Annotated in this window: 22 protein-coding genes; 13 read left to right on the top strand and 9 right to left on the bottom strand. The window is 73.2% G+C overall.

Annotated features, from left to right (window positions below):
* Positions 1-157: 157 nt before the first annotated feature.
* The 4 genes from ACIRPK_RS32135 to ACIRPK_RS32120 all read left to right on the top strand — a co-directional run bounded on the left by ACIRPK_RS32135 (position 158) and on the right by ACIRPK_RS32120 (position 5,768).
* Positions 158-1,522 carry an MFS transporter gene (locus ACIRPK_RS32135; RefSeq protein WP_403045148.1) on the top strand — a complete coding sequence of 455 codons (1,365 nt, stop codon included), beginning with the start codon at positions 158-160 and terminating at the stop codon, positions 1,520-1,522.
* A gap of 42 nt (positions 1,523-1,564) precedes the next feature.
* Positions 1,565-3,397 (top strand): asparagine synthase (glutamine-hydrolyzing), encoded by a 1,833-nt coding sequence (gene asnB, locus ACIRPK_RS32130; protein WP_403045145.1) that lies wholly within the window; start codon positions 1,565-1,567, stop codon positions 3,395-3,397.
* Between the two features lie 35 nt (positions 3,398-3,432).
* Complete coding sequence (locus ACIRPK_RS32125) at positions 3,433-4,704, top strand: cytochrome P450 (RefSeq protein WP_403045143.1); 1,272 nt, start codon at positions 3,433-3,435, stop codon at positions 4,702-4,704.
* A 128-nt stretch (positions 4,705-4,832) separates the two neighbouring features.
* Positions 4,833-5,768 carry an L-tyrosine/L-tryptophan isonitrile synthase family protein gene (locus ACIRPK_RS32120; RefSeq protein WP_403045187.1) on the top strand — a complete coding sequence of 312 codons (936 nt, stop codon included), beginning with the start codon at positions 4,833-4,835 and terminating at the stop codon, positions 5,766-5,768.
* 78 nt (positions 5,769-5,846) lie between these two features.
* Here the strand turns inward: ACIRPK_RS32120 and ACIRPK_RS32115 are convergent, their stop codons facing one another.
* Genes ACIRPK_RS32115 through ACIRPK_RS32105 form a run of 3 tightly spaced genes read right to left on the bottom strand, consistent with a single transcriptional unit; the run spans position 5,847 to position 8,815 of the window.
* Entirely contained in the window at positions 5,847-6,656 is an 810-nt protein-coding gene (locus ACIRPK_RS32115; RefSeq protein ID WP_403045140.1) for an ABC transporter ATP-binding protein, read from the bottom strand.
* Positions 6,656-7,714 carry a FecCD family ABC transporter permease gene (locus ACIRPK_RS32110; protein WP_403045137.1) on the bottom strand — a complete coding sequence of 353 codons (1,059 nt, stop codon included), beginning with the start codon at positions 7,712-7,714 and terminating at the stop codon, positions 6,656-6,658. The genes ACIRPK_RS32115 and ACIRPK_RS32110 overlap by 1 nt, the downstream gene beginning before the upstream one ends.
* The gene (locus ACIRPK_RS32105; protein ID WP_403045135.1) at positions 7,715-8,815 is read right to left on the bottom strand and encodes an ABC transporter substrate-binding protein; all 1,101 of its coding nucleotides are present in this window, start codon (positions 8,813-8,815) and stop codon (positions 7,715-7,717) included.
* 479 nt (positions 8,816-9,294) lie between these two features.
* On the opposite strand from ACIRPK_RS32105, the gene ACIRPK_RS32100 reads away from it, so the two are divergent.
* Positions 9,295-9,516, top strand: coding sequence for a hypothetical protein (locus tag ACIRPK_RS32100; protein WP_403045132.1), 222 nt, complete (start codon positions 9,295-9,297; stop codon positions 9,514-9,516).
* A gap of 58 nt (positions 9,517-9,574) precedes the next feature.
* The gene (locus ACIRPK_RS32095) at positions 9,575-10,006 is read left to right on the top strand and encodes a hypothetical protein (RefSeq protein ID WP_403045130.1); all 432 of its coding nucleotides are present in this window, start codon (positions 9,575-9,577) and stop codon (positions 10,004-10,006) included.
* 106 nt (positions 10,007-10,112) lie between these two features.
* On the opposite strand, the gene ACIRPK_RS32090 is transcribed toward ACIRPK_RS32095, so the two are convergent.
* Complete coding sequence (locus ACIRPK_RS32090) at positions 10,113-10,697, bottom strand: hypothetical protein (RefSeq protein ID WP_403045128.1); 585 nt, start codon at positions 10,695-10,697, stop codon at positions 10,113-10,115.
* A 1,044-nt stretch (positions 10,698-11,741) separates the two neighbouring features.
* Here ACIRPK_RS32090 and ACIRPK_RS32085 point away from each other — a divergent pair.
* Together ACIRPK_RS32085 and ACIRPK_RS32080 are read left to right on the top strand one after the other, a co-directional pair.
* The gene (locus tag ACIRPK_RS32085) at positions 11,742-11,921 is read left to right on the top strand and encodes a hypothetical protein (RefSeq protein WP_403045126.1); all 180 of its coding nucleotides are present in this window, start codon (positions 11,742-11,744) and stop codon (positions 11,919-11,921) included.
* 291 nt (positions 11,922-12,212) lie between these two features.
* Positions 12,213-12,809 carry a hypothetical protein gene (locus ACIRPK_RS32080; RefSeq protein ID WP_403045123.1) on the top strand — a complete coding sequence of 199 codons (597 nt, stop codon included), beginning with the start codon at positions 12,213-12,215 and terminating at the stop codon, positions 12,807-12,809.
* 12 nt (positions 12,810-12,821) lie between these two features.
* On the opposite strand, the gene ACIRPK_RS32075 is transcribed toward ACIRPK_RS32080, so the two are convergent.
* Positions 12,822-14,402 carry a PP2C family protein-serine/threonine phosphatase gene (locus tag ACIRPK_RS32075; RefSeq protein ID WP_403045120.1) on the bottom strand — a complete coding sequence of 527 codons (1,581 nt, stop codon included), beginning with the start codon at positions 14,400-14,402 and terminating at the stop codon, positions 12,822-12,824.
* Positions 14,403-14,850: 448 nt separating this feature from the next.
* Between ACIRPK_RS32075 and ACIRPK_RS32070 the strand changes: the two genes are divergently transcribed.
* Complete coding sequence (locus ACIRPK_RS32070) at positions 14,851-15,120, top strand: hypothetical protein (protein WP_403045118.1); 270 nt, start codon at positions 14,851-14,853, stop codon at positions 15,118-15,120.
* A gap of 265 nt (positions 15,121-15,385) precedes the next feature.
* A complete protein-coding gene (locus tag ACIRPK_RS32065; RefSeq protein WP_403045116.1) occupies positions 15,386-16,723 on the top strand; it encodes a GH1 family beta-glucosidase in 1,338 nt (445 codons plus the stop codon).
* Positions 16,724-16,832: 109 nt separating this feature from the next.
* Here ACIRPK_RS32065 and ACIRPK_RS32060 read toward each other — a convergent pair whose 3' ends face one another.
* A complete protein-coding gene (locus tag ACIRPK_RS32060) occupies positions 16,833-18,107 on the bottom strand; it encodes a PucR family transcriptional regulator (protein ID WP_403045114.1) in 1,275 nt (424 codons plus the stop codon).
* Positions 18,108-18,390: 283 nt separating this feature from the next.
* Between ACIRPK_RS32060 and ACIRPK_RS32055 the strand changes: the two genes are divergently transcribed.
* A complete protein-coding gene (locus ACIRPK_RS32055) occupies positions 18,391-19,725 on the top strand; it encodes a lipase family protein (protein WP_403045111.1) in 1,335 nt (444 codons plus the stop codon).
* Between the two features lie 77 nt (positions 19,726-19,802).
* Here the strand turns inward: ACIRPK_RS32055 and ACIRPK_RS32050 are convergent, their stop codons facing one another.
* A complete protein-coding gene (locus ACIRPK_RS32050) occupies positions 19,803-20,108 on the bottom strand; it encodes a cupin domain-containing protein (RefSeq protein ID WP_403045109.1) in 306 nt (101 codons plus the stop codon).
* Positions 20,109-20,386: 278 nt separating this feature from the next.
* Between ACIRPK_RS32050 and ACIRPK_RS32045 the strand changes: the two genes are divergently transcribed.
* Together ACIRPK_RS32045 and ACIRPK_RS32040 are read left to right on the top strand one after the other, a co-directional pair.
* Complete coding sequence (locus tag ACIRPK_RS32045; protein WP_403045107.1) at positions 20,387-20,527, top strand: hypothetical protein; 141 nt, start codon at positions 20,387-20,389, stop codon at positions 20,525-20,527.
* A 39-nt stretch (positions 20,528-20,566) separates the two neighbouring features.
* Positions 20,567-21,070, top strand: coding sequence for a GNAT family N-acetyltransferase (locus tag ACIRPK_RS32040; RefSeq protein WP_403045105.1), 504 nt, complete (start codon positions 20,567-20,569; stop codon positions 21,068-21,070).
* Between the two features lie 186 nt (positions 21,071-21,256).
* Here the strand turns inward: ACIRPK_RS32040 and ACIRPK_RS32035 are convergent, their stop codons facing one another.
* Positions 21,257-22,420 carry an alpha-hydroxy-acid oxidizing protein gene (locus ACIRPK_RS32035; protein WP_403045103.1) on the bottom strand — a complete coding sequence of 388 codons (1,164 nt, stop codon included), beginning with the start codon at positions 22,418-22,420 and terminating at the stop codon, positions 21,257-21,259.
* A 21-nt stretch (positions 22,421-22,441) separates the two neighbouring features.
* Complete coding sequence (locus ACIRPK_RS32030; protein WP_403045101.1) at positions 22,442-25,333, bottom strand: ATP-binding protein; 2,892 nt, start codon at positions 25,331-25,333, stop codon at positions 22,442-22,444.
* Between the last annotated feature and the right edge of the window lie 99 nt (positions 25,334-25,432).

Here is a 25,432-nt window from a genome sequence, read left to right as displayed (position 1 = left end):
GAATTCGGCAGGTATCCGAAACTTCTCAGGGGTGCGGTCCGACTCGTTTGCCGGGTGCCGTTGCAGACGGTGCCCGGTTCCGCGAGGAAGGGCGGGGTATGCGGCTCAACAGACGCTCGTCACAGCGGTTCAGACCCACCGTCAGGGAGATATCCCGGTGAGCGCGCCGACCGCCCACGAAGTGCCGCTCGCGGCGGCGGACCGCTGGAGCCTGGTGGCGGTCTCCGGGATGCTGTCCTTCGTGGCGATGTTCGACATGAACATCGTCAACATCGCCCTCGCCGACATCGCCGACGGCTTCCAGGTTTCGGCCCAGACCGCCCAGTGGGCCGCCCTGGGGTACCAACTTCCGCTGGTGGCACTGCTGTTGCCCGCCGGCCGCTGGCTCGATGCGGTCGGTACGCGCGCGGCGGTGCTGACTGCCGTCGGCGGGTTCGCGCTGTGCAGCGCCGCAGCCGCGGCCGCGCCGTGGGCCGGTGCGCTGATCGGGGCCCGCATGCTCCAGGGTGCCTTCGGGGCCGTGCTGTTCGTGCTGATGCCGGTGCTCGCGATGCGCTCGGTCCGGCCGGAGCTACGGGGCCGGGCGATGAGCGTCCCGGCCACCCTGGGGCCGCTGGGCGCGGTTGCCGGGCCGGCCCTGGGAGGACTGCTGCTCGACCACCTCGGCTGGCGCGCCATCTTCCTCGTCAAGCTCCCCGTCTGCCTCGCCGCCTGGCTGATCGCCCGCCGCCACCTGCCCCGGAGCGGATCGCCGACCCTGCCCGCGCGGGCCGAGCTCACCGACGCCGCGCTGATCGCCGGCGCCGTCGCCGCCCTGCTCCTGGCCCTGACCTTCTCGGTGAACGCGCCGCCGTGGCTGCTGCTGGCCGCCCCGGCCGTACCGCTGACACTGGGGTGGCTGCGCCGCTCCGGGGGACGGCCCGTCAAGGCGGCTCTGCGGGAGAACCGAACCGCCGGCCTGAACACCGCCGTGCTCGCCATCGCGGTCGCCTTCGCCGGCGTGCACTACCTGATCGCTCTGCACCTGCAGCGCGACGAGGCCCGGAACGCCACCGCCACCGGCCTGACCATCCTGTGCTTCCCCCTCGCCATGGGGCTGGCCGGCCTGCCCGGCGGACGCCTCGCCGACCGCGTCGGCGCCCGGCCCACCGCCACAGCGGGCGCCGCGCTGACCGCGCTCGGCTTCCTCCTGCTCGTACCGATGGGCGACAGCTGGTCCCTGCCCGGCATCGCCTGGCGCCTCGCGCTGGCCGGCGCCGGCATGGGCCTGTACGGCGGGCCCGCCCAGACCCTCGTCATGACGTCGGCGGCGCCACGGTCCGTCGCCACCGCGAGTTCCACCGTGCAGCTCGCCCGCAGCCTCGGCTTCACCCTTGGCCCGGCCCTGGCGACCGCCGCCTGGAGCCTCGGCGGCTCCGGTACGGGGGGCCTGCACCTGGGACTGGGCCTCGCCGCCGGGTCCGCCTGCCTCGCGGTTCCGCTGCTGGCCCTGCACGGCCGCGCCGGCACCCGTGCGGCCTGACCCTCCCTTCCCGCCCCGTCACTTCACGTCAGGAGCACGCGCATGTGCGGAATCACCGGCTGGGTGTCCTTCCACAGGGACGTCCGCCACAGCCCCGCCGTCATCGAGGCGATGACCGTCACCATGGCCCTGCGCGGCCCGGACGCCGGAGGGGTCTGGCTCGGCGCCCACGCCGCACTCGGCCACCGCCGCCTGTCCGTCATCGACCTCGAAGGCGGCGCCCAGCCCATGGCCGACCGCCCCGGCCACCCGGGCGCCGTGCTGACCTACAGCGGCGAGGTCTACAACCACCACGAACTGCGTGCCCAGCTCACGGCCCGAGGGCACCGGTTCGAGACCCGCAGCGACACCGAGGTCGTCCTGCGCGCCTACCAGGAGTGGGGTGAGGCGCTGGTCGACCGCCTGGAGGGCATGTACGCCTTCGGCATCTGGGACGAGCGCGAGCAGCGGCTGCTGCTGGTGCGCGACCGGCTCGGCGTGAAGCCGCTGTGCTGGGCCGAGGTCGACGGCGGCCTGGCCTTCGGCTCCGAACCGAAGGCCCTGTTCGCGCACCCCGAGGTCACCCCGGCGGTGGACGCCGACGGTCTGCGCGAGGCGTACAGCCTGCTCTTCAACACCGGGCCCACCGTCTGGGCCGGCGTGCGCGAGGTTCACCCCGGCGGCCTGCTGGTCCTCGACCGGGACGGCATCCGGGAGCGCTGCTACTGGCAGCTGGAGGCCCGCCCGCACACCGACGACCTCGCCGGCACCACCGAGCAGGTCCGCTCGCTCGTCAACCGCGCGGCCCGGGCCCAGCTGGAGGCCGACGTCCCGCTCTGCAGCCTGCTCTCCGGCGGCCTCGACTCCACCGTCGTCACCGCCCTGGTCGCCGACGAACTGCGTCTCGCCGAGGGCCCCGGGGCGAAGCTGCGTTCCTACGCCGTCGACTACAGCGACCAGGCCGAGCAGTTCACCGGCGACGTGCTGCGCACCGGCCACGACACCCCGTTCGCGACCGAGGCCGGCGCCTTCATCGGCACCGACCACTCCACCGTCATCCTCGACCCGCGCGCCCTGCTCGACCTCGGGCACCGCCGGGCCGTCGTCGTCGCCCGGGACTCGCCGATCGGTGTCGGCGACATGGACACCTCGCTCTACCTGCTGTTCGGCGAGATCCGCAAGCACTCCACCGTCGCCCTCTCCGGCGAGGCCGCCGACGAGGTGTTCGGCGGCTATCCGTGGTTCCACCACCCCGAGGCGCTCGCCGCGCAGACCTTCCCCTGGCTGCTGGTCACCGGCAACGAGGCCGCGATGCCGATGAACCCCGAGCTCTCCCGGATGCTGCGCATCGCCGAGTTCCGCGACGACACCTACCGCACCTCCCTCGCAGCCGTTCCGCATCTGGACGGGGAGAGCCCGGCCGAGCACCGGGGACGGGAGATGCAGCACGTCTCGCTCACCCGCTGGCTGCGCCAACTGCTGCACCGCAAGGACCGCCTGAGCATGGCGCAGGGCCTGGAGGTCCGCGTCCCCTACTGCGACCACCGCCTTGTCGAGTACGCCTTCAACGCCCCCTGGGCGCTCAAGAACCACGACGGCCGGGAGAAGGGCCTGCTGCGCTCGGTCGGCCAGGGCATCGCCCCCGACTCGGTCCTGTGGCGGCCCAAGAACCACTACCCGGCCACCCACCACCCCGACTACAACAGCGGCCTCCAGGACCTGGCCCGGGAGGCCCTGGACGCACCGCACGTGCGCGACATCGCCGACGAGGCGGTCATCAAGGCGACTCTCGACACCCCGGCCGACCAGCTCCAGTGGGGCCACCGGCTCCGCCTGGAACGGGTGGTGGACCTCGCCCTGTGGCTCGACCACCACAAGCCCGCAGTCACCCTCTGACCTCCCCTGTCCCCGTTACCTCCGAGGAATTCGCCATGACCACTCCTGACCGTGCCGAGGGCCGCTGCCCCGTCACCGGCGCGACCGCCGGCGAGCCGATACCGCTGTACGGCGCCGCCTACAAGACCGATCCCTACGAGCTGTACCGCCGCATGCGCGACGCCGGTCCCGTCCACCGTGTGCGCTTCCCGTCCGGGATCGCCGCCTGGCTCGTCACCGGCTACGAGGCCGCCCACTCCGCGCTCAACGACCCGCGCCTGGGCAAGAACCACCGTCTGGGCAACGACAACTGGCGTGCGCTCGCCTCGATCATGCCCGAGCCCCAGCACTCCCAGCTCCAGGTCCACCTGCTGCACCAGGACCCGCCGGAGCACACCCGGATGCGCCGCCTGGTCCTGGACGCGTTCGCCCCGCGCCGCATCGAGGCCATGCGCCCCCGCTTCCAGGAGATCGCCGACCGGCTCGTGGACGCACTGCCCGCCGAGGACGGCGCCGACCTGGTGGCCGGCTTCGCCGCGCACTACCCCTTCCGTGTCCTCGCCGAGGTGATCGGACTGCCGGCCGAGCAGGCCGCCCGCTTCGACCGGGACTGGGGCAAGGTCGTCCAGCCCGTCGGCCCCCAGGATCCCGGCCGCCCCGCCTACGAGGGCCGGTTGTCCGGCCTGCAGACCTACATCGCCGACGTCGTCGCCCACAAGCGCGAGCACGGGGAGGACGACCTGCTCTCCCGCCTGGTCGTCGCCCGCGACCGGGGGGAGCTCACCCCGGAGGAACTCGACTCGATGATCTTCCAGCTCCTGGTCGCCGGCCAGGAGCCCGTCACCAACCAGATCAGCACCATGATGATCACCCTGCTGCGCCACCCCGACCAGCTGGAGCGGCTGCGGGACGAACCGGAGCTGATGCCCCGGGCACTCGAGGAACTCCTGCGCCACGACGCCGCGTTCGAACTGACCACCTGGCGGTTCTTCGCCGAGGACAGTGACCTGCACGGCACCCGCATCCCGGCCGGCGACTCCGTCATCGTCTCGCTGTGCGCCGCCAACCGCGACGAGCGGCAATTCCCCGACGCCGACGCACTCGACCTGGAGCGCAGCCCGAACGCTCACCTGGCCTTCGGCCACGGCGTCCACTTCTGCCCCGGCGCCGCGCTCGCCCGTGCCGAACTCCAGATTGCCGTCGCCACCCTGCTCACGCGCCTGCCGGGCCTGCGGCCCGCGGCTGACCTGGACGAGTTGACCTGGATCCCGGCGGTCCTCGCCCGCGGCGTCGACAGCTTGCCCGTCGCGTACGACCAGCGCGTCTGACCCGGCCCACCCCAGCCACCCACCGGTCCCAGCGCCCGGGCACCCGCCCCATCGAACAGCGGCAGGAGCCCGGGCGCCATCTCGCCATGCCCTCACGGAGGAGAGACGTGCCCACCACCGAAACCGTCATGGCCCCACCCGCATCGACCTCCAGCGACGTCCGGCAGACCTGCGCCGCCGTTCTGGAACTGCTCCTGCCACACCGGCGCAGCACCGACACCGACCTCCCGGCGGCCGTTGGCGACTTCCCCGAACAGCTGTGCCAGATAGCCGAGTTCGTCGAGCAGGGCGACCCGATCGTCTTCACCCTGCTGGGTTTCCCCTGCAAGTCCCCGAGCCCCGCCAAGGTGCTCGGACACCTCCCGGACGAGGGGGAACGCCTCTCCCTCACCTTCCTCGACGACCTGTGCCGGAGGGTCGGCGAGGTGTACGGGCCCGGGGCGAGAATGGCGATCTGCTCCGACGGTCACATCTTCGGCGACCTGATCCGCGTCCCCGACCCGCACATCGACGCCTACGCCGACGAACTCGCCGCCATGATCCGCCGCGAGAACCTCACCCACCTGTCCGTCTTCGACCTGCGCGACGTCCTCGGCGACCTGGCATACGACGAGAAGCGCGCCCGCGTCCATGCCAGGTACGCGCCCACCGTCGAGGCCCTGCGCGCCGAGGTGAGGGCGGATGAGCACACTCTCGCCCTCTACCTGGGCATCACCCGTTTCCTCACCGAGGACACCGTCGACTTCACCGGCACCAGATCCGCCCTCCAGCGCGAGTGCAGACAGCGGGCCTACGGCGTCATCCAGCGCAGCCGCGCCTGGGGCGACCTGATCGCCGAACACCACCCGCGCACCGTGCGCCTGTCCATCCACCCGCAGCCGCGCGGCGCCGCCAAGTTCGGTATCCGCCTGCTCGACGCCCCCGACGCCTGGGCCACCCCCTGGCACTCCGCCGTACTGCACCGCCCCGACGGCACCTGGGAACTGGTGCGCCGACCCGAGGCCGAACGGCAGGGTCGGCTGGTCCTGCGTGACGGCCGCCCGAGCCACTTCGAGACCGGCTGACCGTACCGGGAGCCGGGCGGCCCCAGGTCCCGTGGGGACCTGGGGCCGCGCTCCGGCGAATCGTGCACCAGGCTCGGATCACACCGCCGTGCGGGACTTCTCGGCGGCCGGCGCGTCGGCGGTGAGCCGGTGGTCGAAGGCGATCAGCGGGTCTCCCGTCAACGGATGGTCCAGCACTGCGGCCCGGACGCCGAACACCTTCGCCAGCAGGTCCGGGGTGAGCACCTCCCGCGGAGTGCCCGAGGCCACCAGAGCCCCCTCGTGCAACACGTGCAGCCGGTCGCACAGCGAGGCCGCGGCGTTGAGGTCGTGCAGCGAGATCAGCGTGGTGCGCCGCTGCTCGCGCAGCAGGGCCAGCAGCTCCACCTGGTGCCGGACGTCGAGGTGGTTGGTCGGCTCGTCCAGCACCAGCACGTCCGGTTGCTGGGCGAACGCCCGTGCGAGTAGCGCCCGTTGCCGCTCGCCGCCGGACAGCTCCGCGAACCGGCGGTCGGCGTACGCCCGCAGACCCACCCGCCCCAGTGCCTCGGTCACCGCCGCCCGGTCGCTCTCGTCGTCCCCGGCGAAGGCCCGCTTGTACGGGGTGCGGCCCATCGCCACCACCTCGCGGACGGTGAACTCGAAGTCCGAGCCGCGCTCCTGCGGCAGCGCGGCGAGGTGTCGGGCGGCCTCGGCCGGAGCCATCGAGCGGACGTCCCGGTCGGCCAGCAGCACCCGCCCGGCGCGCGGCTTCAGGTGCCGGTAGACCGTGCGCAGCAGGGTGGACTTGCCGCTGCCGTTCGGGCCGACCAGGCCGACGATCTCGCCCTCGGCGGCGATCAGGCCGATGTCGGAGAGCACATCGCGTCCGCCGAGGGCGACGGTGACGTCCTCGATGGTGACCCTCATCAGCGTTCCAGCCGTCGGTCGAGGAGACAGAGCAGGACGGGGGCGCCGATGACGGCGGTGACGACGCCGATCGGCAGCTCCTGGGCGTCCAGGGCGGTGCGGGCGACGGTGTCCACCACCACCAGGAGGACGGCGCCGGTGAGAGCCGACAGTGGTAGCAGGCGGCGGTGGTCGCCGCCGACGACCAGGCGGCACACGTGGGGCACCAGCAGGCCGACGAAGCCGATCGCGCCGGAGACCGCGACCAGCACCCCGGTCAGCAGACTGGTCACCGCGAACAGCTCACGGCGCAGGCGGGCGGTGTCGACACCGAGCCCGGCTGCGGTCTCGTCACCCATCAGCACGGCGTTGAGGTGCCGGGCCCGGGCCTGGAGCGCGAGCCAGCCGAGCGAGACGGCGACGGCGGGCAGGACGAGCTGGTCCCAGGTGGCGGCGCCGAGGCTGCCCATCAGCCAGAACAGCACGCCCCTGGTCTGCTGCTCGTCCCCGGCCTGGAGGACGAGGAAGCTGGTGAACCCGGACAGGAACTGTCCGATGCCGACCCCTGCCAGGACCAGGCGCATCGGGGCGAAACCGCCGCCGCGCCGGGCCATCGCCCAGACCAGGGCGAAGGAGGCCAGTGCCCCGGCGAACGCGGCGGCCGAGACGCCGAAGCCGAAGGCGAATCCGGTGCCCGCGCCGAGGACGACGACGGCGACGGCACCCAGGGAGGCACCGGAGGAGATGCCCAGCAGGTAGGGGTCGGCGAGCGGGTTGCGGACCAGCGCCTGGACAGCGGTGCCCACCAGGCCGAGCCCGGCGCCGACCAGCGCGGCGAGCACGGCGCGGGGGGCGCGCAGCTGCCAGACGATCAGGTCCCGGGTGCCGGCCTCGGGGACGGCGCCGGTCAGCCGACGTCCCACCACCGTCCAGACCTCCCCGACGGGGATGTCCACGGAGCCGAGCGAGACGGCGAGGGTGAGGGCCGCGACGAGTGCGGCGGTGAGTGCGGTCGCGACGACGCCCGCCCGCGCAGCGCGCGTCGGCCGCCGGTCGGTCGCCGCAGTGGCGGCGGTCATCTACTGCGCGCCCTTGACCAGGTCCGGGTGGATGGCGGCGGCGATCTGCCGGACGGTGTCGGCGTTGCGGATGCCGGCGATCGTGGTCACCTCGGAGCCGACCCGCAGGAACCTGCCGTCCTGAACGGCCTTGAGGCTCCTGGTGGCCGGGAACTCGCGCAGGAACTTCTCCGCCTCGTCGTAGGCCTTCTTGTTCTCGGCCTCGCTGCCGCGATTGCGCACCCCGAGCTGGATCCAGTCGGGGTTCTTGGCGACGACGTCCTCCCAGGAGACGGGCTTGAAGTCGCCGTCGAAATCACCGAACACGTTGCGTGCTCCGGCCAGGGTGATCACGGCGTTGGCGACCTGCCGGTTGCCCACCGCCATCGGCTGCTTGGTGCCGGCGTCGAAGTCGAAGAAGAAGTAGCCGGGCCGCTTCTCCGCCGCCACACCGGCGAGCGCGGTCTTCACGGCGCCGACCTTCTCCTCCATGTCCGAGACCAGCGCGTCGGCCTTGGCCGAGGTGCCGGTGACCTGGCCGAGGCTCTTGACGTCGGCCTCGACGCCGGTCAGGTCCAGCACCGCTGCCGGGGCCATCGCCGCGCACGCGGTGGAGTGCAGGAAGACCCGCTTGATGCCGGCCGCCTGGTACTCCTGGTCGGTCGGGGTCACCCCCATGCCGCCCATGCCCCCCATCTCACCGAAGGTGTCCACGTACAGGTCGGCGCCCGAGCCCAGCAGCTTCTCCTTCGGGATCACCATGTCGCCGAGCACCGGGACCTTGGCGCCCGCGTCCGCGATGTCGCCGGGCAGGGTGCCCCTGCCCGGCGGGAAGCCGGTGCCTATCACCCTGGCGCCCGCGCCGAGCTGCAGCAGCGTCTCCAGGCTGGACGCGTTGCTGGTGACGATCTTCTTCGGCGCCGCGTCGAAGACGGTCTCCTTCCCCGCACAGTCGGTGGCCTTGACCGGGAAGGCCGCGGCGGCGGCCGAGGTCGTACCACCGGCCGGCGCGGACGCCGTGCCCGTTCCCGCGTCGCCCGACTTCGCACCGCCGGCACTGCCGCAGCCCGTGACGAGAAGGGCGACCACGGCAGCGATGCCGCACAACACGCGAGAACGCATGGAACTCTCCTGGAAGATCCGAGTGCACGGGCGCGCCTCTGCGTGCCCTGCCGGTAGTCGTCCGGATCATGGACCGAGTTCCCACGAATCCCGGAATTCTTCCCGGGTGACCGCCACGCGCAGTCGGTGCGCCCGTGTCCGTGCACGGGCCCGAGCCGCCGCACATGGCGGTCACCTCGGTCGTGTTTTAGAAGGGGGTTCTTCCTCTTGGTCTGGGCTGTGATGATCTCGGTGTGGGGCGAGGCGGACAGCGGGCGGTGGCGGACCGGGACGAGCGAGAGTCTGACCGCGCCGCGCACCACGTGGGAGTACTGCTTGGCCGTCGCCGACGGCCTGGTCCAGGGCCATGCCCCGGCCGACCGCGAGCAGCACGAGCGGGTGGTGCTGCTGATCGCGGCGGTGATCGCCGCAACCGCGGACTCGGTCGGCCTGAGCGAGCGAGGCCGGGGTCGGCGACGCGATGCTGGACGGCATGCCCGGTGTGCTGGACCTGCTGCTGGTCGGCGCTCGCCCGCCCGCGCGTGCGGGCCTGCCCGGCAGGCCCGGGACAGGGAGCGGAGCGGGCCGCGTTCCTGCTCGACGCCGACCGGCAGACCTTCGCCGAGATCCGGTTCCTCGCCGAGAGCGTCCTGCGTACCCACCTCGCCGCCTCCCCGGGTACGGTGCCGACCGTCCGGGCCGCCCTCACCCGGACGCTCTGAGCCCAGCCGTTCCACGACATCGGCACCGCGCTCGACATGAGCGGGGAGGACTGACCCGGTGCCCCCCGATCAGATCCTGCGCGTCCTCGCCGCCCTTGAGGCTGCCTGGACCGGCGACGCCCAGGAGCTGGAGAGCGTGGCTGTCACCGGCCCCGGCGAGAAGCCGCTGCACGCCGCCATCGCCGACTACGCCGACCCGGCGCTCCAGAGCCTGACTGCCACCGGCCCCGGCGTCCACGACGGCCTGCTGCCCGACCAGTTACAGGCCCTGATCGCGCAGATGGGCGCCGAGACCGGCAACCGCACGACCAAGCTCCTCGCCCGGACCCTCCAGCTCTGGGCCGCACCGCCGGCCGGACTGACCACGGTCGACGACATGGCTTACGTCGTCATCAGCGCCATCCTCACCTTCACCCCCGACGGCGGCCAGGAGCAGGTCCCGCCGATCCTCGCCCAGCTGCGCACGGCCGCTCAGGCCAACCGCCGGTGATCTGTGCTGGGGGAGGTGCTGACCCGCGGTTGTGAGCGTGCGGTGAGCCTCGGCGTGGCGCATCCGGCTTCAAGCTCGTCGCGGTCCCGAGCGCGGGTCGGCTGGCTCACCGGCTTTCGTGGAGGACGACAGTGATCCTTGAGACGGCGGCGGTGAGGTCGGTCAGGCCGTCCTGGATCATGGCCGTCCCCTGGGACGCGCGGGCCGTGTCCTTCTTCTGCAGCCCGTCGGAGCAGATGTAGCCGCCTTGCTGAAGCTGCGTCAGGGCCTTGCTCCACGACGCCTGGGCCTGGGCGTCGGGGATGGGCGGGTACGCCTGAGCAGCGGTGGCGTCCCGGGCCACGCTGAGGCAGCCCAAGGACTGCATGACGGGATCGTTGCCGCTGGTGGCGGTCTTGCGCGTCGAGTCGGTGAGCGCTGTGATCTTCGCCCGGCCGCCCTGCTCGAACCAACTGGTGACCTGTCCGGCTGCGTCGGCAGCGGGGGCGGAGGTGGGCGGCGTGGTTGCCGAGGCAGCCGGGCTGGGCGGCGCGGTAGCCGTGGTTGCCGAGGCGGCCGGGCTGGGCGGCGCGCTGGTGGCGGCGGTACTGCCCTGATTGCTCCCGCAGCCGCTCAGCAGCACTGCGGCGGCCAGGACGGTCACGGCGATCGCGGCGGTCGAGGTTAAAGGTGACGGGACGCGGTCGTGCATGGGAACCCCCTTGATTGACGAGCAATCAGGTTTTCACGGACTGGACGTGCGTGGTCCGAACGTGATCGATCTGTTGCGTGCCCCGGAGCAGCCCGCAGGGACGGCGAAGGCGGGGTCGGCGGGCAGTTCGGCCCAGATGGTCGTTCGTCGCGAACGCCCTCAAGGCCGCCCGCCATGCACAGGACGAGAGCGCCGCTGAGCGTTGATACCTCACCCCCTCCGCCGTCACACCCCTCCGCCGGCGTGGCCCGCCGACCCGCGCACCGTCACCGGCTGACCAGTACGGTGCGCAGGCCCGGCTACTCGGCCGGGCGGCGCGGACGAAGCGGACCTGGCCGTGGCGACCGGTCCCGACCAGCACCTCCACCACCGGCCTTGGGGCGGCGAGTCGGCGCACCCGGGCCCGCCTGGCGCTGACCGGCGCCGGGCCGGACCCGGCGATCCGGGACGGGCCCGGCAGTGACCTGGCCAGGGCAGCAGCGCGGCCACCAGCTGGGCCAGCCGGTCCAGCACCCACCTGAGTGCCGTGGCCGCCAGCGCGCCGAGGACGGTTGCCAGCAGTCGGCAGCTCAGCCGCTCCGTGACCGCCAGGCGGACCACCTGCCGGCCGTCGTCACCACCAGTGCCACAGCCCGCCGCTCCCGAACGGCCCACCAGCGCCCGGTCCCGTCCCACCCCGCCGCGCCCGTCGCCGGGCCGCACGGCCACATCGAAGGCGGACAGCCGGACCGCCCCGGTCACCGCAGCATCCTGCGCCGTCGCAACGCAGCCGGAGACGACCAGGGCAGAACCCGGCGGCCGCCGCCCGCCGCGCCGCTCGGCGGGGCCAGGTGGCGCAGCCGAGCGGGCGGCGGCCGGCGCGGGCGCATAGCTTCGGTGGCAGGGGCGGAACTCGCCGCCCCCGCAACGGAAGTGACACCCCATGAACCAGCGCATGACCCGCTTCGTGGCCGCCACCGCTCTGGCCGCGGTATCACCGCCGTCCCGGCCGCCGGCTCCGCCTTCGCCGACAGCCGGGGTTCCGAGCAGTTCTACCACCACCAGGTGAACGCCTCCACGAGCAACGTCAGCTACAGCGAGAGCACCACCTACTACACCAGCAACGACTGGAACGGCGGTTGGTCGGGTGACGACCGGCACCAGCAGGGCCAGTGGGGCCACGGCCACAACGACCACGGCTACTACGGGCACGGCCTGCTGGGCCTCGGCCTGATCGTGCTCTGAGAACCCTGCCCTACACGTGAACATCTCGCCCGGCTCCTGAGCCGGGTGGTGGGACCCGACACCTCCTCCGGGCCCCACCCGTGCCCGCCGTCCCACCTGAACCGAACGGCGCGCACACCCCCACTTCGACGGCCCCACCGGCCCGGACTGGTCACATCACCCGGACGGACCAGCAGGACCCGCCGCCGCAGGTAAACCCGCGCCCCGGGCCAAGCCGACCCCGCCACCACCCCGAAGACTCCCCGTGAGCACCCGGCCTCCCGGCCGGGCACCGGCCGAGGAGCTTCGAGCGTGCTGTCCCACCCCGCCCCCTGCAGCAGCAACCACCCCCAGCAGTGCGCACTCCTGCTGCGCCGCTCCGTCATCAAAACCACCGGCTGGACGGCAACCGGGCCAGTCCTCGCCATCGGAACGCAGGCAGCCAGACTGGCCGCCGCGCTGGCCGAGCGCCACAGCCCCGTCCTCACGCTCGCCACCGACGGGTCCACCACCTCCCGCAGCGGGCCGCACACCAGGACGCTGGCGGCCGACCCCCTTCTCCTGCCGACCCTGGGCCTGCCCGCCCTCTCCCTCGCCCTCGTCAGCGGCTGCCCGCCCAGCCGCACCGAACAACTCCTCCGGGACCTGGACACGCTGCTGCTCCCGGGCAGCACCGTGCTGTTCGTGCCGGCCCGGCAGGTCCCCGACCTGCTGCCCTACATGGCTCCGGCCGAGACCACCGCCTTCCACCGGCTGCAGGCCGTCCGGCTCGACCACGCGCGCTGCGCCAACCGCCCGGAGCCGGAACCCGCCGCCCCACCGACGTCCCACGGCGCGACCGCGCTGGCAGCCGCCCGGCCGCAGCCGGGAGACCACCGCACCTCGCCGCCGGGGGTCGCGGGTGAGTGACGAGAAGGCTGGTCAGCGGGCCAGGTGCAGGGCGCAGATGTCGTCGCGGCGCATGGTGGGCGTGACGAGTGCGCTGAGGAGGCGGTCGAGGAGGTGCGGTGTGCCAGCGCTGGCTGCCTGGGCGGCGGCGGCGAGGCGGGCCATGCCCTCGTCGATGGATTCGCCGGGTTGCTCGATGAGGCCGTCGGTGTAGAGCAGCAGGTGGTCGCCGGGTCGCAGGTGGAGGGTGGCGGTGGCGTAGTGCGGGTGGTGGGCGGCGCCGAGGAGCATGCCTTCGGGGGCGGGCAGGAGGTGGGCGTGGCCGTCGCGGAGGAGCAGTGGCGGCGGATGTCCGGCGCGTACCCAGGTCAGGCGGGAGGTGGTCGGCTCGTACACGGCCATGATCATGGTGGCGGTGTGGAGCTGGCGCTCGTAGCTGTGCAGGAGAAGAGTGTTGAGGTTGGAGAGGATGTCGGGCAGGGGGGTTCCGGTGATGGCCATGCCCTTGGCGGTGAAGCGCAGCAGGGCCATGGTGGCGACGGCGTCGAGGCCGTGGCCGGCGACGTCGCCGACGACGAGCAGGGCGTTGCCGTCGGGTAGTTCGATGGCGCTGTACCAGTCGCCTCCGAGCTTGAGCCCTTCCTGGACGGGCAGGTAGGCGACGTCGACGGTCACGCCGGCCAGGTGCAGCTGCTGCTGGGGGACGGGCAGGAGGGTGTTCTGGAGGCGGGCCGCGAGGTCGCGTTCGGCCGTCAGGAGACTCAGCTGGATGAGCGCGCTTCGTTTCTGGTCGAGGATCTGCTGCTCGGCGCGCATGGCGGCGCTGAGGTCCTGGAAGAGGCCGTGGACCCGGACGGGCTGGCCGTGGGCGTCGTTCTCGGTCTCGGCGAGGATCCGCACGTGGCGCATCTGCTGGGCGGGCAGGCGGATGCGGAAGGTCTGGTCGATGGGCTGGCCGGCTTTGAGCAGGCCCTGCACGGCCTGCTCCATCAGCGGGCGGTCGTCGGCCTCGGCGTGGGTGGCCAGCTCCTCCAGGGGGATGGGGCCGAGCGCGTGGTCGCGACCGAAGATCGTGTAGACCTCGTCGGACCAGGTGATGCGGCTGCGGACCAGGTCGCGGTCCACCCAGCCCACCCGCCCCAGGCTCTGCATCAGGGCGAGCCGGTGCCGCTCGCGTTCTCCGCTGTCCAGGCGGGTGAAGGAGACCACGAGGCCGCCCTGGCTGCGCGCGGCGCGCACCTGGTAGCGGGAGCGGTGCGGCACCCCAGCGGTGCTCTCCTCGTACTCCAGCTCCCCTTGGTACGGGTCGTCGCGTCCGGCGAGGACGCCGAGGTAGGCGTGCCACAGGTCGGTGGCCTCGATGCCCGGGTAGGCGGAGACCACGCTGAGCCCGGTCAGTTCCGGGCCCCGGCGCCCGGCTATGTCGACGACCTCGCGGGAGGTTGCCTCGATCAGGAAGTCCTCGACCTGTCCGTCCGGTCCGTACCGGGGCCGCAGGAAGACGACGGAGCCCGGCATGGCCGCAAGGACCTCGTGGACCACCGCCGCCCGCAGGTCTCCTGTCCCGTCGGCGCGGGTGTCGGGCGCGGCCGTCAGCCGCCTGTGGTCCGTCATGTACCGAGCATTCCACGGCCCCGCGCCTCGAACACCTCTGTCTTCGTCCGCACGCCGGGAGCGTGACCCCCGCACCGCCTGCCGGGGTCGGTGCAGCGTGTCGTCAGGATCCGGCAGGTGAGCCACCGAGCGGAGCACGGCGCGCTGCGATCGGACGTCGGTCGTCCGGCCGGTGAGGGCGCCCGCACGCCGGGAGCGCAGCACGGTGTGCGTCCACCAGACCTGGCACAGCGTCCGGGGCCGGCCCACGGCGGCCATGTCGAGCCAGCGCGGCCACCGAGCGCGCCGGCCGCGCAGCACAGCGAGCGTGCCGGACGACTAGCCGGAGCACCTTGAGATCAGCCACCCAGCCTCCTGTGCACGACCGTGCGAGGAGATCGATCGACAAGCTGACCTGGATATTCCGCCCTCGGCGCGGCCTCGGCTTCACCGAGCTGAAGGATTCCCCGTGGTGGGCAGTCTGGCTGTGACCTTGGCTGGCGCAGCCCTGTCCGCCGGCTGGTGGCTGCGCCTTCGCAGCTGCCAGGATCTCAATGGCGCGAAGTACAAGGTCATCCACGAGAGGGGGAAGACTCTCTCGGTCAGTGTCTTCGCCGACGAGTGGAAGCATCTGAAAGGACCGCTCGATCAATTCTTGGGCAAGCGATACGCGGAACTCGGCCTCTCTGGCTGGGCGATGAGGGATGGCTCGGGTCGCTGCAGGTGTGCAGAGTGGTAGCCGTGAAGGGGAGGCAGCGTCAGGAACTGGCGCTGGATCGGGCGGCGGAGTGATGCGCAAGGGCCGGCCTGCGTTGCGATGAGCTTGGGCGTGCCGCAGGCCTAACGGGCTGGCGCCTGACTCCGGTTGGTGTGCCGGTCGGCTGATCTGCTGGCTCCGGAGAGTTCCCGACGGGAACTGCGCTGCTGTGTCTGGTGTTTCGGTGGCGGCCGACTAACATGAGGTTTCCTCATGTTCCAGGCTGGTGTGAGCAAGGAGTCAGGCTGTGCCGAACCGACTCGACCTGCCGGCGGGCTTCCGCTGGGGAGTCTCGACTGCCGCGTACCAGATCGAGGGGGCGGTGGACGAGGACGGGCGCGGGCCGTCCGTCTGGGACACCTTCGCCACCCGGCCCTGGGCTGTGCGGGACGGGCAGACCGGGGCGGTGGCCTGCGACCACTACCACCGGTGGCCCGAGGATGTCGCGTTGATGCGGGGTCTCGGACTGGACGGCTACCGGTTCTCGATCGCGTGGCCGCGCATCCAGCCGACCGGTACGGGAGCGGTCAACCCGGCGGGGCTCGCGTTCTACGACCGGTTGGTGGACGGGCTGTTGGAGGCGGGGATCACCCCGCTGCCGACCCTGTTCCACTGGGACCTCCCGCAGGTGTTGGAAGATGCGGGAGGCTGGCTGAACCGCGACACCGCGTACCGGTTCGCCGAGTACACGGCGGCGGTCGTGGACCGGCTCGGCGACCGGGTGCCCGCCTGGATCACGCTCAACGAGCCCTTCGTGCACATGGTCTACGGCTACGCCCTGGGCATCCACGCGCCGGGGCGCGCCCTGATGCTCGACGCGCTGCCCGCCGCGCACCACCAACTGCTGGGCCACGGCCTGGCGGCCGAGGTGCTGCGCGAGCACGGCCGGGAGGTGCTGATCGCGAACAACCTCACCCCGGTCCGCCCGGCCACCGACGACCCCTCCGACGTGGCGGCCGCCGACGCCTACGACGCCCTGCACAACCGCCTGTTCACCGACCCGCTGCTGCTCGGGCGCTACCCCGACCTGTCGGCGTTCGGCGTCACCGAGGACCTCGGTGGAGCGGTCCGCCCCGGGGACCTCAAGCTCATCGCGGGCCCCGGCCTCGACGGACTCGGCGTCAACTACTACAACCCCACCCGGATCGCCGCCCCCACCGACCCCGGCCTCCCCTTCACCGAAGCCCCGATCGAGGGCGTCCCCCGTACCGCCTTCGGCTGGCCCGTCGTCCCGGACGGCCTGCGCGAACTCCTCACCGGTCTGCGCTCCCGGTACGGCACTGCCCTACCCCCGGTCACCATCACCGAGAACGGCTGCTCGTACGGCGAGGAGTTGGACGACCAGGAGCGGATCAGCTACCTGGACGGCCACCTGCGTGCGGTCGAGGCGGCGGGGGCCGAAGGGGTCGACGTGCGCGGCTACTTCACCTGGTCGCTGCTGGACAACTTCGAATGGGCCGAGGGCTACCACCAGCGGTTCGGCCTGGTGCACGTCGACTTCGAGACCCAGGTGCGCACCCCGAAGGCGTCGTACGCGTGGTACCGCGACCTGATCGCTGCTCAGCGGGATCGATCGGCCGGCTAGGAGCCGTCCGGCCGCCGAACGTTGCGGTGCTTGCAGCACAGGCCGAAGGCGGCCCACCGCCGGTGCCGTGACCTGACAGATGGCCCGTCAACGCGAGGGTCGGAGGGTGTCAGGCGGAGTCGGGGGTGCCGGCTCCGGTGGCGTCGTGGGCGGCCAGGGCGGCGCGCAGGGTGAGCTGGTCGGTGCCTCGGGCGGCGTCCAGGCCGGTCAGTTCGGTGGCTCTGCGGAGGCGGTAGTCGACCGTGTTGGGGTGGACCTGGAGGCGGGCGGCGGCCCGGCGGCGGTCGAGGCCGCAGGCGAGGAAGGTGCGCAGGGTGTCGAGGAGTTCGGGGCGCCGGGCCAGGGGGACGAGCAGGGCGGCGAGCCTGTCCCGGGCGGGGCTGGGGCGGCTCAGCTGGTACTCGAGGAGGAGGTCGTCCAGGAGGTGGAGGCCGGGGCCCCGGCCCGAGGACCGCGCCACCTCCCGCAGCTCGCCCACCAGTCGGGCGGCGTCCGCGACGCCGGCCGGGGCGGCGGCGGCCGCCGCCACCAGCAGTTCGGCGCCGCACATCCGGCCGAGGTGCTCGACCAGGCGGGCGAGCCGGTCCCGGTCCGCGGGGCCGAAGTCGGCGGGCGGTACGTCGGTCGGGATCAGGACCAGCCCGCCGTTGCCGGACAGCGCGGACAGCGGTACGCCCGGGGTCTGGCGCTGGAGTTCGTTCCGCAGCCGGCGGAGTTTGCGGCGGGCGGCCACGGCGTGGTTCACCCCGGGGAGCAGCTCGTCGGGGTGCGGTCCCATGGTGATGCCCAGGACCAGGTAGCAGGGCGGCAGCGCCAACCCGGCCCGGTCGGCTGCGGACCTCGGGTCGCCGCCCTCCAACAGCCGTGACAGCAGCGCCTGTCGGGCGACCTGCTCGTCGCCGAGTGCGGCCTGCCGCTCCTGGACGTACCCGGCCGCGACCGCGCAGCTCACCAGCCGGAGGTAGTCGAGCAGCCGCTGCTGCACCAGCAGCACGTCGGGCAGGTCACCCGGTACGGCGGCGGAGAGGACCCGGGCGGCGCACTCCTGCGCGCCGAAGTGGTACGCCCCGACGACGGCCTCCAGCGGGACGCCCTCGTCCGCGCGCCGGGCGGACGACTCGTTGATCCTCGCGAGTTCGGTCTCGCCGGGCAGCTCACCGGTGCGCAGCACCTCGGTGAAGGCCCGGATGCCGCGCTCCACCTCCCGGGTGATCTCGCCCCGGAGCTGCTCGGAGGGGAGCGCACCGTAGGCGGGCAGCTGTTCGACCAGCCGGGCCATCACGGCGGGAGCCAGCGCCACCGCGGCGGCCTTGAGCCGTTCGTGGACGGGTACGCCGCCGAGCTGCGGGACCGAGGCGCGTTCCGCCGCGTTGGATGAGATCACAATCCACCTCGCGAATCTCTGTGCTCCGGCCCGGGGGCGCGGCGCCGTACTGCGGCCATCATGTTCTTCGGGACGTTACTGACCAGTTGGTAACACGCTCGCCGGTGGGACCACCAGAGGGGTGCGCCTGCCGACCGCACCGTTCACCGGACCCCCGCGCGCCGACCCCCACCCCCCACACCGGCGCCGTGCGGTTCACCTCCGGGGACCGGACGCCTGACCACCCCTCAGGCCCTGCACCGTCACCAGATCCCGACCATCCCACCCACGAATCGGGGGAGTCATGCCCAAGCACACCTCGCGGCTGCTGGCCGTCGCCGTCACCGCCGCCCTGTCCCTGGCCGTCGCCGCAGGTCCGGCCGCAGCTGCCACACCGTCAGCCGCCTCGGCGGGCGACCGGTTCTACACCTACGACGGCAGCGCGCCGCTGGCCTCCTTCGCACCGGGCACCGTCCTGAAGACCCGGACCCTGCAGTACCACCTGCTGGGCCTGCCCACCCCGGTGAAGGCGATCCAGCTGCTGTACCGCACCACCGACGCCCAGGGCCGCCCGTCCGCCAACGTGACCACCGTGGTGCGGAGCCTGACCGGCGACGGCAGCAAGGCGGTCTCGTACCAGTCCTTCTACGACTCCCTCAACCCGGCGGACGGCCCGTCCCGGGCGATCGCCGGCGACCTCTCCCTCGGGGGGCTGATCCCGAACGTCGAGGCCGTCTTCCTGGTGCCGCTCCTGGCGCAGGGCTACACCCTGGTCATCCCGGACACCGAGGGCCAGACCGCCGACTTCGCGGCCGGACCGGAGTACGGGACCACCACCCTGGACTCGATCCGCGCCGCGACCGGATCTGCGGCCACCGGCCTGGACGCCGACACCTCCTTCGGCCTGATGGGCTACTCCGGCGGTGCCATCGCGACCAACTGGGCGGCCGCGCTGGCGCCGGGCTACGCACCCGACGTCAACCGGAAGCTGGTCGGCTACACCGAGGGCGGGCTGCTGGTGGACCCGGCCCACAACCTCAAGTACGTCGACGGCTCGCTCGCGTGGAGCGGCGTGATCCCGATGGCGGTGATCGGGGTCTCCCGCTCCTTCGGCATCGACCTCAAGCCCTACCTGAGCGACTACGGCCTGACGGTCTACCAGCAGCTGGAGCACGGGTCGATCACCGACGCCGTGGGCCACTACCCCGGGCTCACCTGGAAGAAGATGGCGAAGCCGCAGTACGCCGACCCGAACTCGGTGCCGGCCTTCCTCGCGGCGGTGAACCGGATCAACCTCGGTTCGGCCCCCACCCCGACCGTCCCCGGCTACATCGCCCAGGGCAACGGCGGCGTCCTGGAAGGGACCTTCGGCAGCCCCGCCGGCATCGGCACCGGCGACGGGGTGATGGTCGCGGGCGACGTCCGGGCCCTGGCCCGGCAGTACTGCGCCACCGGGAACGACCCGGTCAAGTACCAGCAGTTCGACCTGCTCAGCCACGTGGGCGTCCCGGTCGTCTGGGCCCCGCAGGCCCTCGGCTGGCTGAACGACCGCTTCGCGGGCCGGACCGCCCCCTCCGACTGCGGCCACATCCCGGCCGGGAACGTCCTGACCCCGGAGCTGCCCGCCCCGACCTCCTGACCCGGCACCGTCCGCGAAGCCCGAGGCCCCGCCGCAGAGTGCCCCACGCGGCGGGGCCTCGGGCGTGTGATGGCAGGTCAGCCGTCCGCCGACTCCATGATCACCAGGGTGCCGTGGCTGCCCGGGCGGACCGTGTGCGCGGCTCCCGCCGGCACCACGTACAGCTCGCCGGCCCGTACCGACACCGGCGTGCCGCCGACCTCCAACTCCAGCCGGCCGTCGAGCACGAGCAGTGCCTCGTCGGTGGCGTGGCTCTCCTCCTGCACCGGCAGCTCGTCCATCCGCAGGACCTTCACGGACGTCGCCCCCACCCGGCCCAGCGCGCGCGAGCTCCACGCCTGCGGCAGTCCGGCCGCCGTGGCCCTCAGGTCGACCGCAGTCATGGCACACCCCTCCCACCGGGGCCGTCCGGTGGTGCCGACCGGGCCCGTCTCAAGATCAATGGATGCCTTGGAAGCTACCCGAGCGGGAGCGCGGAGTGGTCGACCGTTTGGCAAAGACTTCCGCCGGCCGAGGGCGGCCGGGGTCGGCCGGGGCCGGGTCGATCGGCTGCCCGGGTGAAGTACCCGTCGGCCAACGGGTGGAGAGCCCTCCCGGGGGTGTGCGGTCGGTGATCGAGGGAAGGCGGAGGTCACGGTCCGTCACTCGTGGAGGTCCCGACATGGTGCTCTTGCTTCTGGTGCTGCTCGTCCTGGCCGTGGTGGAGATCGGCTGGCTCGGCGGGCAGGGACGTCACCGGGGTCCCCGCCAACCGGTGCGGGTCGCGACGGAGCCGCCGTCGGTGCCCCGGCACCGTCGCTGAGCCCGCCCCGGCCGGGGCGGGGCCCGGTACGGTGCCGGGATGGGAAAGACCGTCACGTATCTGGAGATGACCGGGCGCGGGGAGCTGACGCCCGGTCAGGTGGTGCCCGGGTTGGAGCTTCGACGCGAGGAGGGCCTGTCGGAGCTGGTGCGTTCGGTGCAGGCCCGGGTCGGCGCGGCCTACGGGTGGCGCAGTTCGACGCGGACCGACCGGGAGTGGGAGGAGCTGGCGCGGGCGCACCCGCAGCGCCAGTACTGGCTGGTCGTGCTGGCGGGCGAGGTGGCGGGGATCGCCGCGCTGGAACCGCAGCCGGGCGGGGAGGTGGAGCTCCGGACCTTCGGGCTGCTGCCGGCGTACGTCGGCCGGGGGCTCGGCGGGAACGCGCTGACCCTGGCGCTGCAACAGGCGTGGGAGACCGAGCCGTCGGAGGCGGAGTCGGTGCGCCGGGTGTGGCTGCAGACCAACTCGAACGATCACCCGAGCGCGCTCGGCAACTACCGGCGCCGGGGCCTGCGCGTCTACCGCACCGAGGTCGAGCCGTAGGGCCTGTCGTCGAACTCCCGCCTGCCCCACGACGCCTGGCACGCACGCTCGCCGCACCGGACGAAAGCCCACGTACGACCAGTAGGAGGGCTCCCGCCCGGTACGCCGAGAGCACGCACCGGACGCCGCAGGGCCGCCCTCCGGGCGACGACGGGAGTTTGACGGCAGGCCCTGCGAGCCGGCCTGTCAGAGCCGGACCAGCGCCTCCCGGGTCAGGTCGGCGAGGCCGGGGTAGCCGTCGACGGCCATGATCAGGTCGGCCTCGGCGAGCAGGGCGCGCAGCACGTGGACGATGCCGTCGGTGCCCTCCAGGGCCAGGCCGTAGGCGTACGGGCGGCCCACGCCGACGGCGGTGGCGCCGAGGGCGAGGGCCTTGACCACGTCGGCGCCGGTGCGGACCCCGGAGTCGAAGAGCACCGGCAGTCCGTCGGCGGCCTCCACCACACCGGGCAGGGCGTCGAGCGCGGGCAGCCCGCCGTTGGCCTGCCGGCCGCCGTGGTTGGAGCAGTAGACGCCGTCCACGCCGCCGTCCCTGGCACGGCGGACGTCCTCGGGGTGGCAGAGGCCCTTGAGCACGATCGGCAGGTCGGTGAGCGAGCGCAGCCAGGGCAGGTCGTCCCAGGTCAGCGGGTTGCCGAAGACGCGCACCCACTCCAGTACGGCGGCTCCCGGGTCCTCCTCGGGGGCCTTGGCCAGGCGGGCCCGGAAGACCGGGTCGGAGGTGTAGTTGGCCAGGCAGTGGCCGCGCAGCTGCGGGAAGTTGCCGGCGGCCAGGTCGCGGGGGCGCCAGCCCGTGACCCAGGTGTCGAGGGTGACCACGATGCCCCGGTACCCGGCGGCCTCGGCCCGGTGCACGAGGCTCTCGGCCAGAGCCCGGTCGGTGGGGGTGTAGAGCTGGAAGAAGCCGGGGGTGTCGCCGAACTCGGCCGCCACCTGCTCCAGCGGGTCGACGGTCAGGGTGGAGGCGATCATCGGCACCCCGGTCCGGGCGGCGGCCCGCGCGGTCGCGAGGTCGCCGTGGCCGTCCTGCGCGCACAGGCCGATCACGCCGACCGGTGCCAGGAACAGCGGCGAGGGCAGTCGCAGGCCGAACAGGTCGACCGACAGGTCCCGCCGGGCCGCGCCGACCATCATCCGTGGCACCAGGCCCCACCGGCCGAAGGCGGCGACGTTCGCCCGCTGGGTGGACTCGTCGCCCGCCCCGCCCGCGACGTAGGAGAGCAGGGACGGAGGCAGCGCCGACTGCGCCCTGGCCTCCAGCTCGGCGAAGGTCATCGGCATCGTCGGCAGCACGCCGGCCAGCCCGTTGAAGTAGATCTCGTTCTGGTAGTCGCCGAACTGCTGGGCCATCGCTCGGAAGCCTTCCTGCTGTCAGGCTGGTGGGTCCGCCACCGTCAGCGGGGGGTGGTCGAGGGGCTGGGCGGCCAGGGCGGCCACCAGGGCGAGCCGCGAGGTGACTCCCAGTTTGCGGTAGATCCGGGCGAGATGGGTCTCCACCGTACGGGGGCTCAGGAAGAGCGCGGTGGCGATCTCCTTGGTCCGGGCCCCGGTGGTCAGGATCTCGGTGATCTGACGCTCCCTCGTGGTGAGGGCGGTGAGGCCGGCGGCGGGAGTGGCGGGAGCGGCCGGCGGTGCGGGTTCGGACCGGGTGTGCGCCGTCGCGTCGACCTGTTCCCTGATCCGGCGGGCCCCGGTCTCGTCGGCGAGTTCGCCGGCCTCGTGCAGCCAGGCGGCGCCGCGCTCCGGCTGCCCGTTGGCGGTCTGCACCGGGGCGCCCAGGGCGAGCGTCCAGGCCCACTGCCCCTTCAGGCCGCTCGCCCGGAAGCGGTCGACGGCCGAGTCGAACAGCCGGGCGGCCTGCTCGGTGTTCGCGTGGGCGGCGAAGACCGCCGCCTGGGCCCGCTCCGCGTAGGCGAACTGGGACGGCAGTGCGACCGCCCTGGCCGCGCTCTCCGCCCGGGTGGCCCAGCCGTGCGCCGCCGTCCGGTTGCCGGCCTGGAGCGCCGCCGCCGACAGGATCGCGTACGAGGACGCCCGGTTGCCGGCCGGCACCAGTGGCAGGTCCGGTCCGCCGCCCGCCTCCAGCAGGACCCGGCCGCACCGGGAGTGTTCGCCCGCCATCAGCAGGGTCTGGGCGAGCACCCCCGCCGCGACGCAGCTCCACCAGGTCGAGGGGTACGGGCCGGTGTCGACGGCCCGGGAGGCCAGCTCCACCGCCCGGCCCGCCTCCGCCGAACCGCAGGTCCACACCAGGCAGCTCGCCTCCAGGGCCAGGGAGAGCCCGAGCAGGTCCTGGTTGCCCAGGTCGCGGGCCGCCTCGGTGGCCTCCTCGGCCATCCGGCCGGCCCGCTCCGCGCTTCCGGTCCAGAGCTGGAGGAAACCGTGGCCGAGCAGCAGGTGCGGCAGCAGATGGCCCTGCCCGCCCTGCCGGGCGAGTTGGAGGCCGCGCTCCAGGTGGCGGCGGGCCTCGGGATGGTGCTCGGTCAGTAACTCGCCCCAGCCGAGCTGGGTCAGCGTCTCCGGGGAGGAGGCCAGTTGGGCGTCCGGCAGCGCGTCCGTCCGGGCCGCGCTCCGGGCGAGTTCGCGGACGGCCCGCCGGGTGGCGCCGAGTTGGGCCTGGCCGAGGCCGCTGAGCGCCAGCAGGCCGGCCTCGCCGACGGCGTAGCCGAGGTCCTGGGCCATCGTCAGGGCCGACTCCACCACCGGGATGGCGTGTGCGTAGTCGCCGCGGAGGATGCTGGTCGAGCCGTACTCCCGGATCAGCTCGACGGCCTCCGGTGAGGCCCCGGTGGTGAGTTCGGCCAGCTCGGCCTCGATCACGGCGGTGGCCTCGGGGTAGTGCCCCAGCATCCGTTCGGTCCGGGCGCAGACGGTCACCACCTCGGCCCGGGCGCGGGCCCGGTCCGGGCCGGTCGGCTGCTGCCGGAGCACCTGCTGGATGAGTGCGCGGCTCTCGGTCAGCCTGCCGCAGGTGTGCAGGGCCTGACTGCACGTCAGCAGCAGCCGCAGCCGCTGGGAGCCGGTGCCCGGGTGGTCCGGCAGTGCCCGCAGGGCGGCCTGGAGCCACCCGGCGGCGGCCTGTGGGAGGGTGTGCAGCACCTCCAGGGCGGCCTGTTCCAGGGTGTTCGCCGCCGCCTGGTCGTGACCGCTCAGCGACCGCTCGACGTGGGTGGCGAGCTCGGTGGCCAGGGCTCCCCGGTCGGTGAGTTCGGCCAGTGCCCTGCGGTGCGCGCCCAGCCGCCACACCGGGTCGCCGTGGTCGTAGACGGTGCGGCTGAGCAGCGGGTGGCGGAGGCGGAACAGGGCGGTGTGCGGGACGGCGCGCAGCAGGTCGCGGCGCACCAGGTCGGCCGCCGCCGTGAGCACCCGGTCGGGCGGGAGCTCGGACACCGCGTGCAGCGACTCCACCGAGAACCGGTCGCCCAGGACGGCGGCCGCGGCGGCCAGCAGCGCCGAGTCCGGCCCCAGGCCCGCCAGTTCGCCGAGCAGCCGGTCGGTTGGCTGCTCGAAGCGGCCGTCCGCGCCGAGTGGGCGGTCGGTGTCGGTCAGGGCCAGCAGGAGCAGCGGGTTGCCGCCGCACTGGAGGAAGAGGTCCCGGGCGTTCGCCCGCGGGTTCACCAGTGCGGCCAGTTCGGCGCAGGCCTCGGCGGTCAGCGCCGGCAGGGCCAGTCGGTGCACGCCGGTGCCCGGCAGGCCGTTGGCGAGCGTGCCGAGCAGCCGGGGCGGCAGCTGGCGGGGCCGATGGGCGGCCAGCAGCAGGAACGGGCCGGTCAGTTGATGCCTGATCAGGTGGTCGGTGAGCTCCACCGACCTCGGGTCGGCCCAGTGCAGGTCGTCCAGCACCAGCACGGTGGGCTCGTCCTCGGCGAGCCGCTGCAGCAGGCCGCCGACGGCCTGGCAGACCCGGAACCGCTCGACGTCGAGCAACTCCGTTGACCCGGCAGGGCGGTGGGGGAGACTGTCGGGCCCGAGCGGTCCGAACGCCTCGTCCAGCCGGTTGCCCAGCGCGTCCCGGTAGACCTGGAACGGCACGTCTGACTCGAACTCGGTGGCCCGGCCGGACAGCACCCGGACTCCCCGCCGGGCGGCGCGCGAGACGAACTCCGCGAGCAGCCGGGTCTTGCCGATGCCGGGCTCACCCGCCACCTCGACGAAACCCCCGCCGACCGGCAGCCGGTCCAGGAGCCCTTCCCAGTAGAGGAGTTCGGGCTCGCGCCCGATCAGCGGTGTGGGCGGGATCTCCCGTGCATGGTGCTGCCGCACGCCGGCCACCCCCTTCCAGCCGCTCCGGCCAGGACGGGAGGTGCGCCCTGCTGGCCGGCGGATCACGCCCAGAGCAGGACAGAGACTATGCCGATCCGG

This window comes from Kitasatospora sp. NPDC101801, assembly GCF_044766665.1.
Classification (GTDB): domain Bacteria; phylum Actinomycetota; class Actinomycetes; order Streptomycetales; family Streptomycetaceae; genus Kitasatospora.
Note: the sequence above shows the minus strand (reverse complement) of the source record. Positions and strands in the feature narration are given on the sequence as shown.

What these genes read in the sequence shown, in the direction of transcription:
- asnB (WP_403045145.1), top strand. Translation starts at nt 1,565, where the DNA reads ATGTGCGGAATCACCGGCTGGGTGTCCTTCCACAGGGACGTCCGCCAC.
- ACIRPK_RS32125 (WP_403045143.1), top strand. Translation starts at nt 3,433, where the DNA reads ATGACCACTCCTGACCGTGCCGAGGGCCGCTGCCCCGTCACCGGCGCG.
- ACIRPK_RS32120 (WP_403045187.1), top strand. Translation starts at nt 4,833, where the DNA reads ATGGCCCCACCCGCATCGACCTCCAGCGACGTCCGGCAGACCTGCGCC.
- ACIRPK_RS32115 (WP_403045140.1), bottom strand. Translation starts at nt 6,656, where the DNA reads ATGAGGGTCACCATCGAGGACGTCACCGTCGCCCTCGGCGGACGCGAT.
- ACIRPK_RS32110 (WP_403045137.1), bottom strand. Translation starts at nt 7,714, where the DNA reads ATGACCGCCGCCACTGCGGCGACCGACCGGCGGCCGACGCGCGCTGCG.
- ACIRPK_RS32105 (WP_403045135.1), bottom strand. Translation starts at nt 8,815, where the DNA reads ATGCGTTCTCGCGTGTTGTGCGGCATCGCTGCCGTGGTCGCCCTTCTC.
- ACIRPK_RS32090 (WP_403045128.1), bottom strand. Translation starts at nt 10,697, where the DNA reads ATGCACGACCGCGTCCCGTCACCTTTAACCTCGACCGCCGCGATCGCC.
- ACIRPK_RS32075 (WP_403045120.1), bottom strand. Translation starts at nt 14,402, where the DNA reads ATGACGGACCACAGGCGGCTGACGGCCGCGCCCGACACCCGCGCCGAC.
- ACIRPK_RS32055 (WP_403045111.1), top strand. Translation starts at nt 18,391, where the DNA reads ATGCCCAAGCACACCTCGCGGCTGCTGGCCGTCGCCGTCACCGCCGCC.
- ACIRPK_RS32050 (WP_403045109.1), bottom strand. Translation starts at nt 20,108, where the DNA reads ATGACTGCGGTCGACCTGAGGGCCACGGCGGCCGGACTGCCGCAGGCG.
- ACIRPK_RS32045 (WP_403045107.1), top strand. Translation starts at nt 20,387, where the DNA reads ATGGTGCTCTTGCTTCTGGTGCTGCTCGTCCTGGCCGTGGTGGAGATC.
- ACIRPK_RS32040 (WP_403045105.1), top strand. Translation starts at nt 20,567, where the DNA reads ATGGGAAAGACCGTCACGTATCTGGAGATGACCGGGCGCGGGGAGCTG.
- ACIRPK_RS32035 (WP_403045103.1), bottom strand. Translation starts at nt 22,420, where the DNA reads ATGGCCCAGCAGTTCGGCGACTACCAGAACGAGATCTACTTCAACGGG.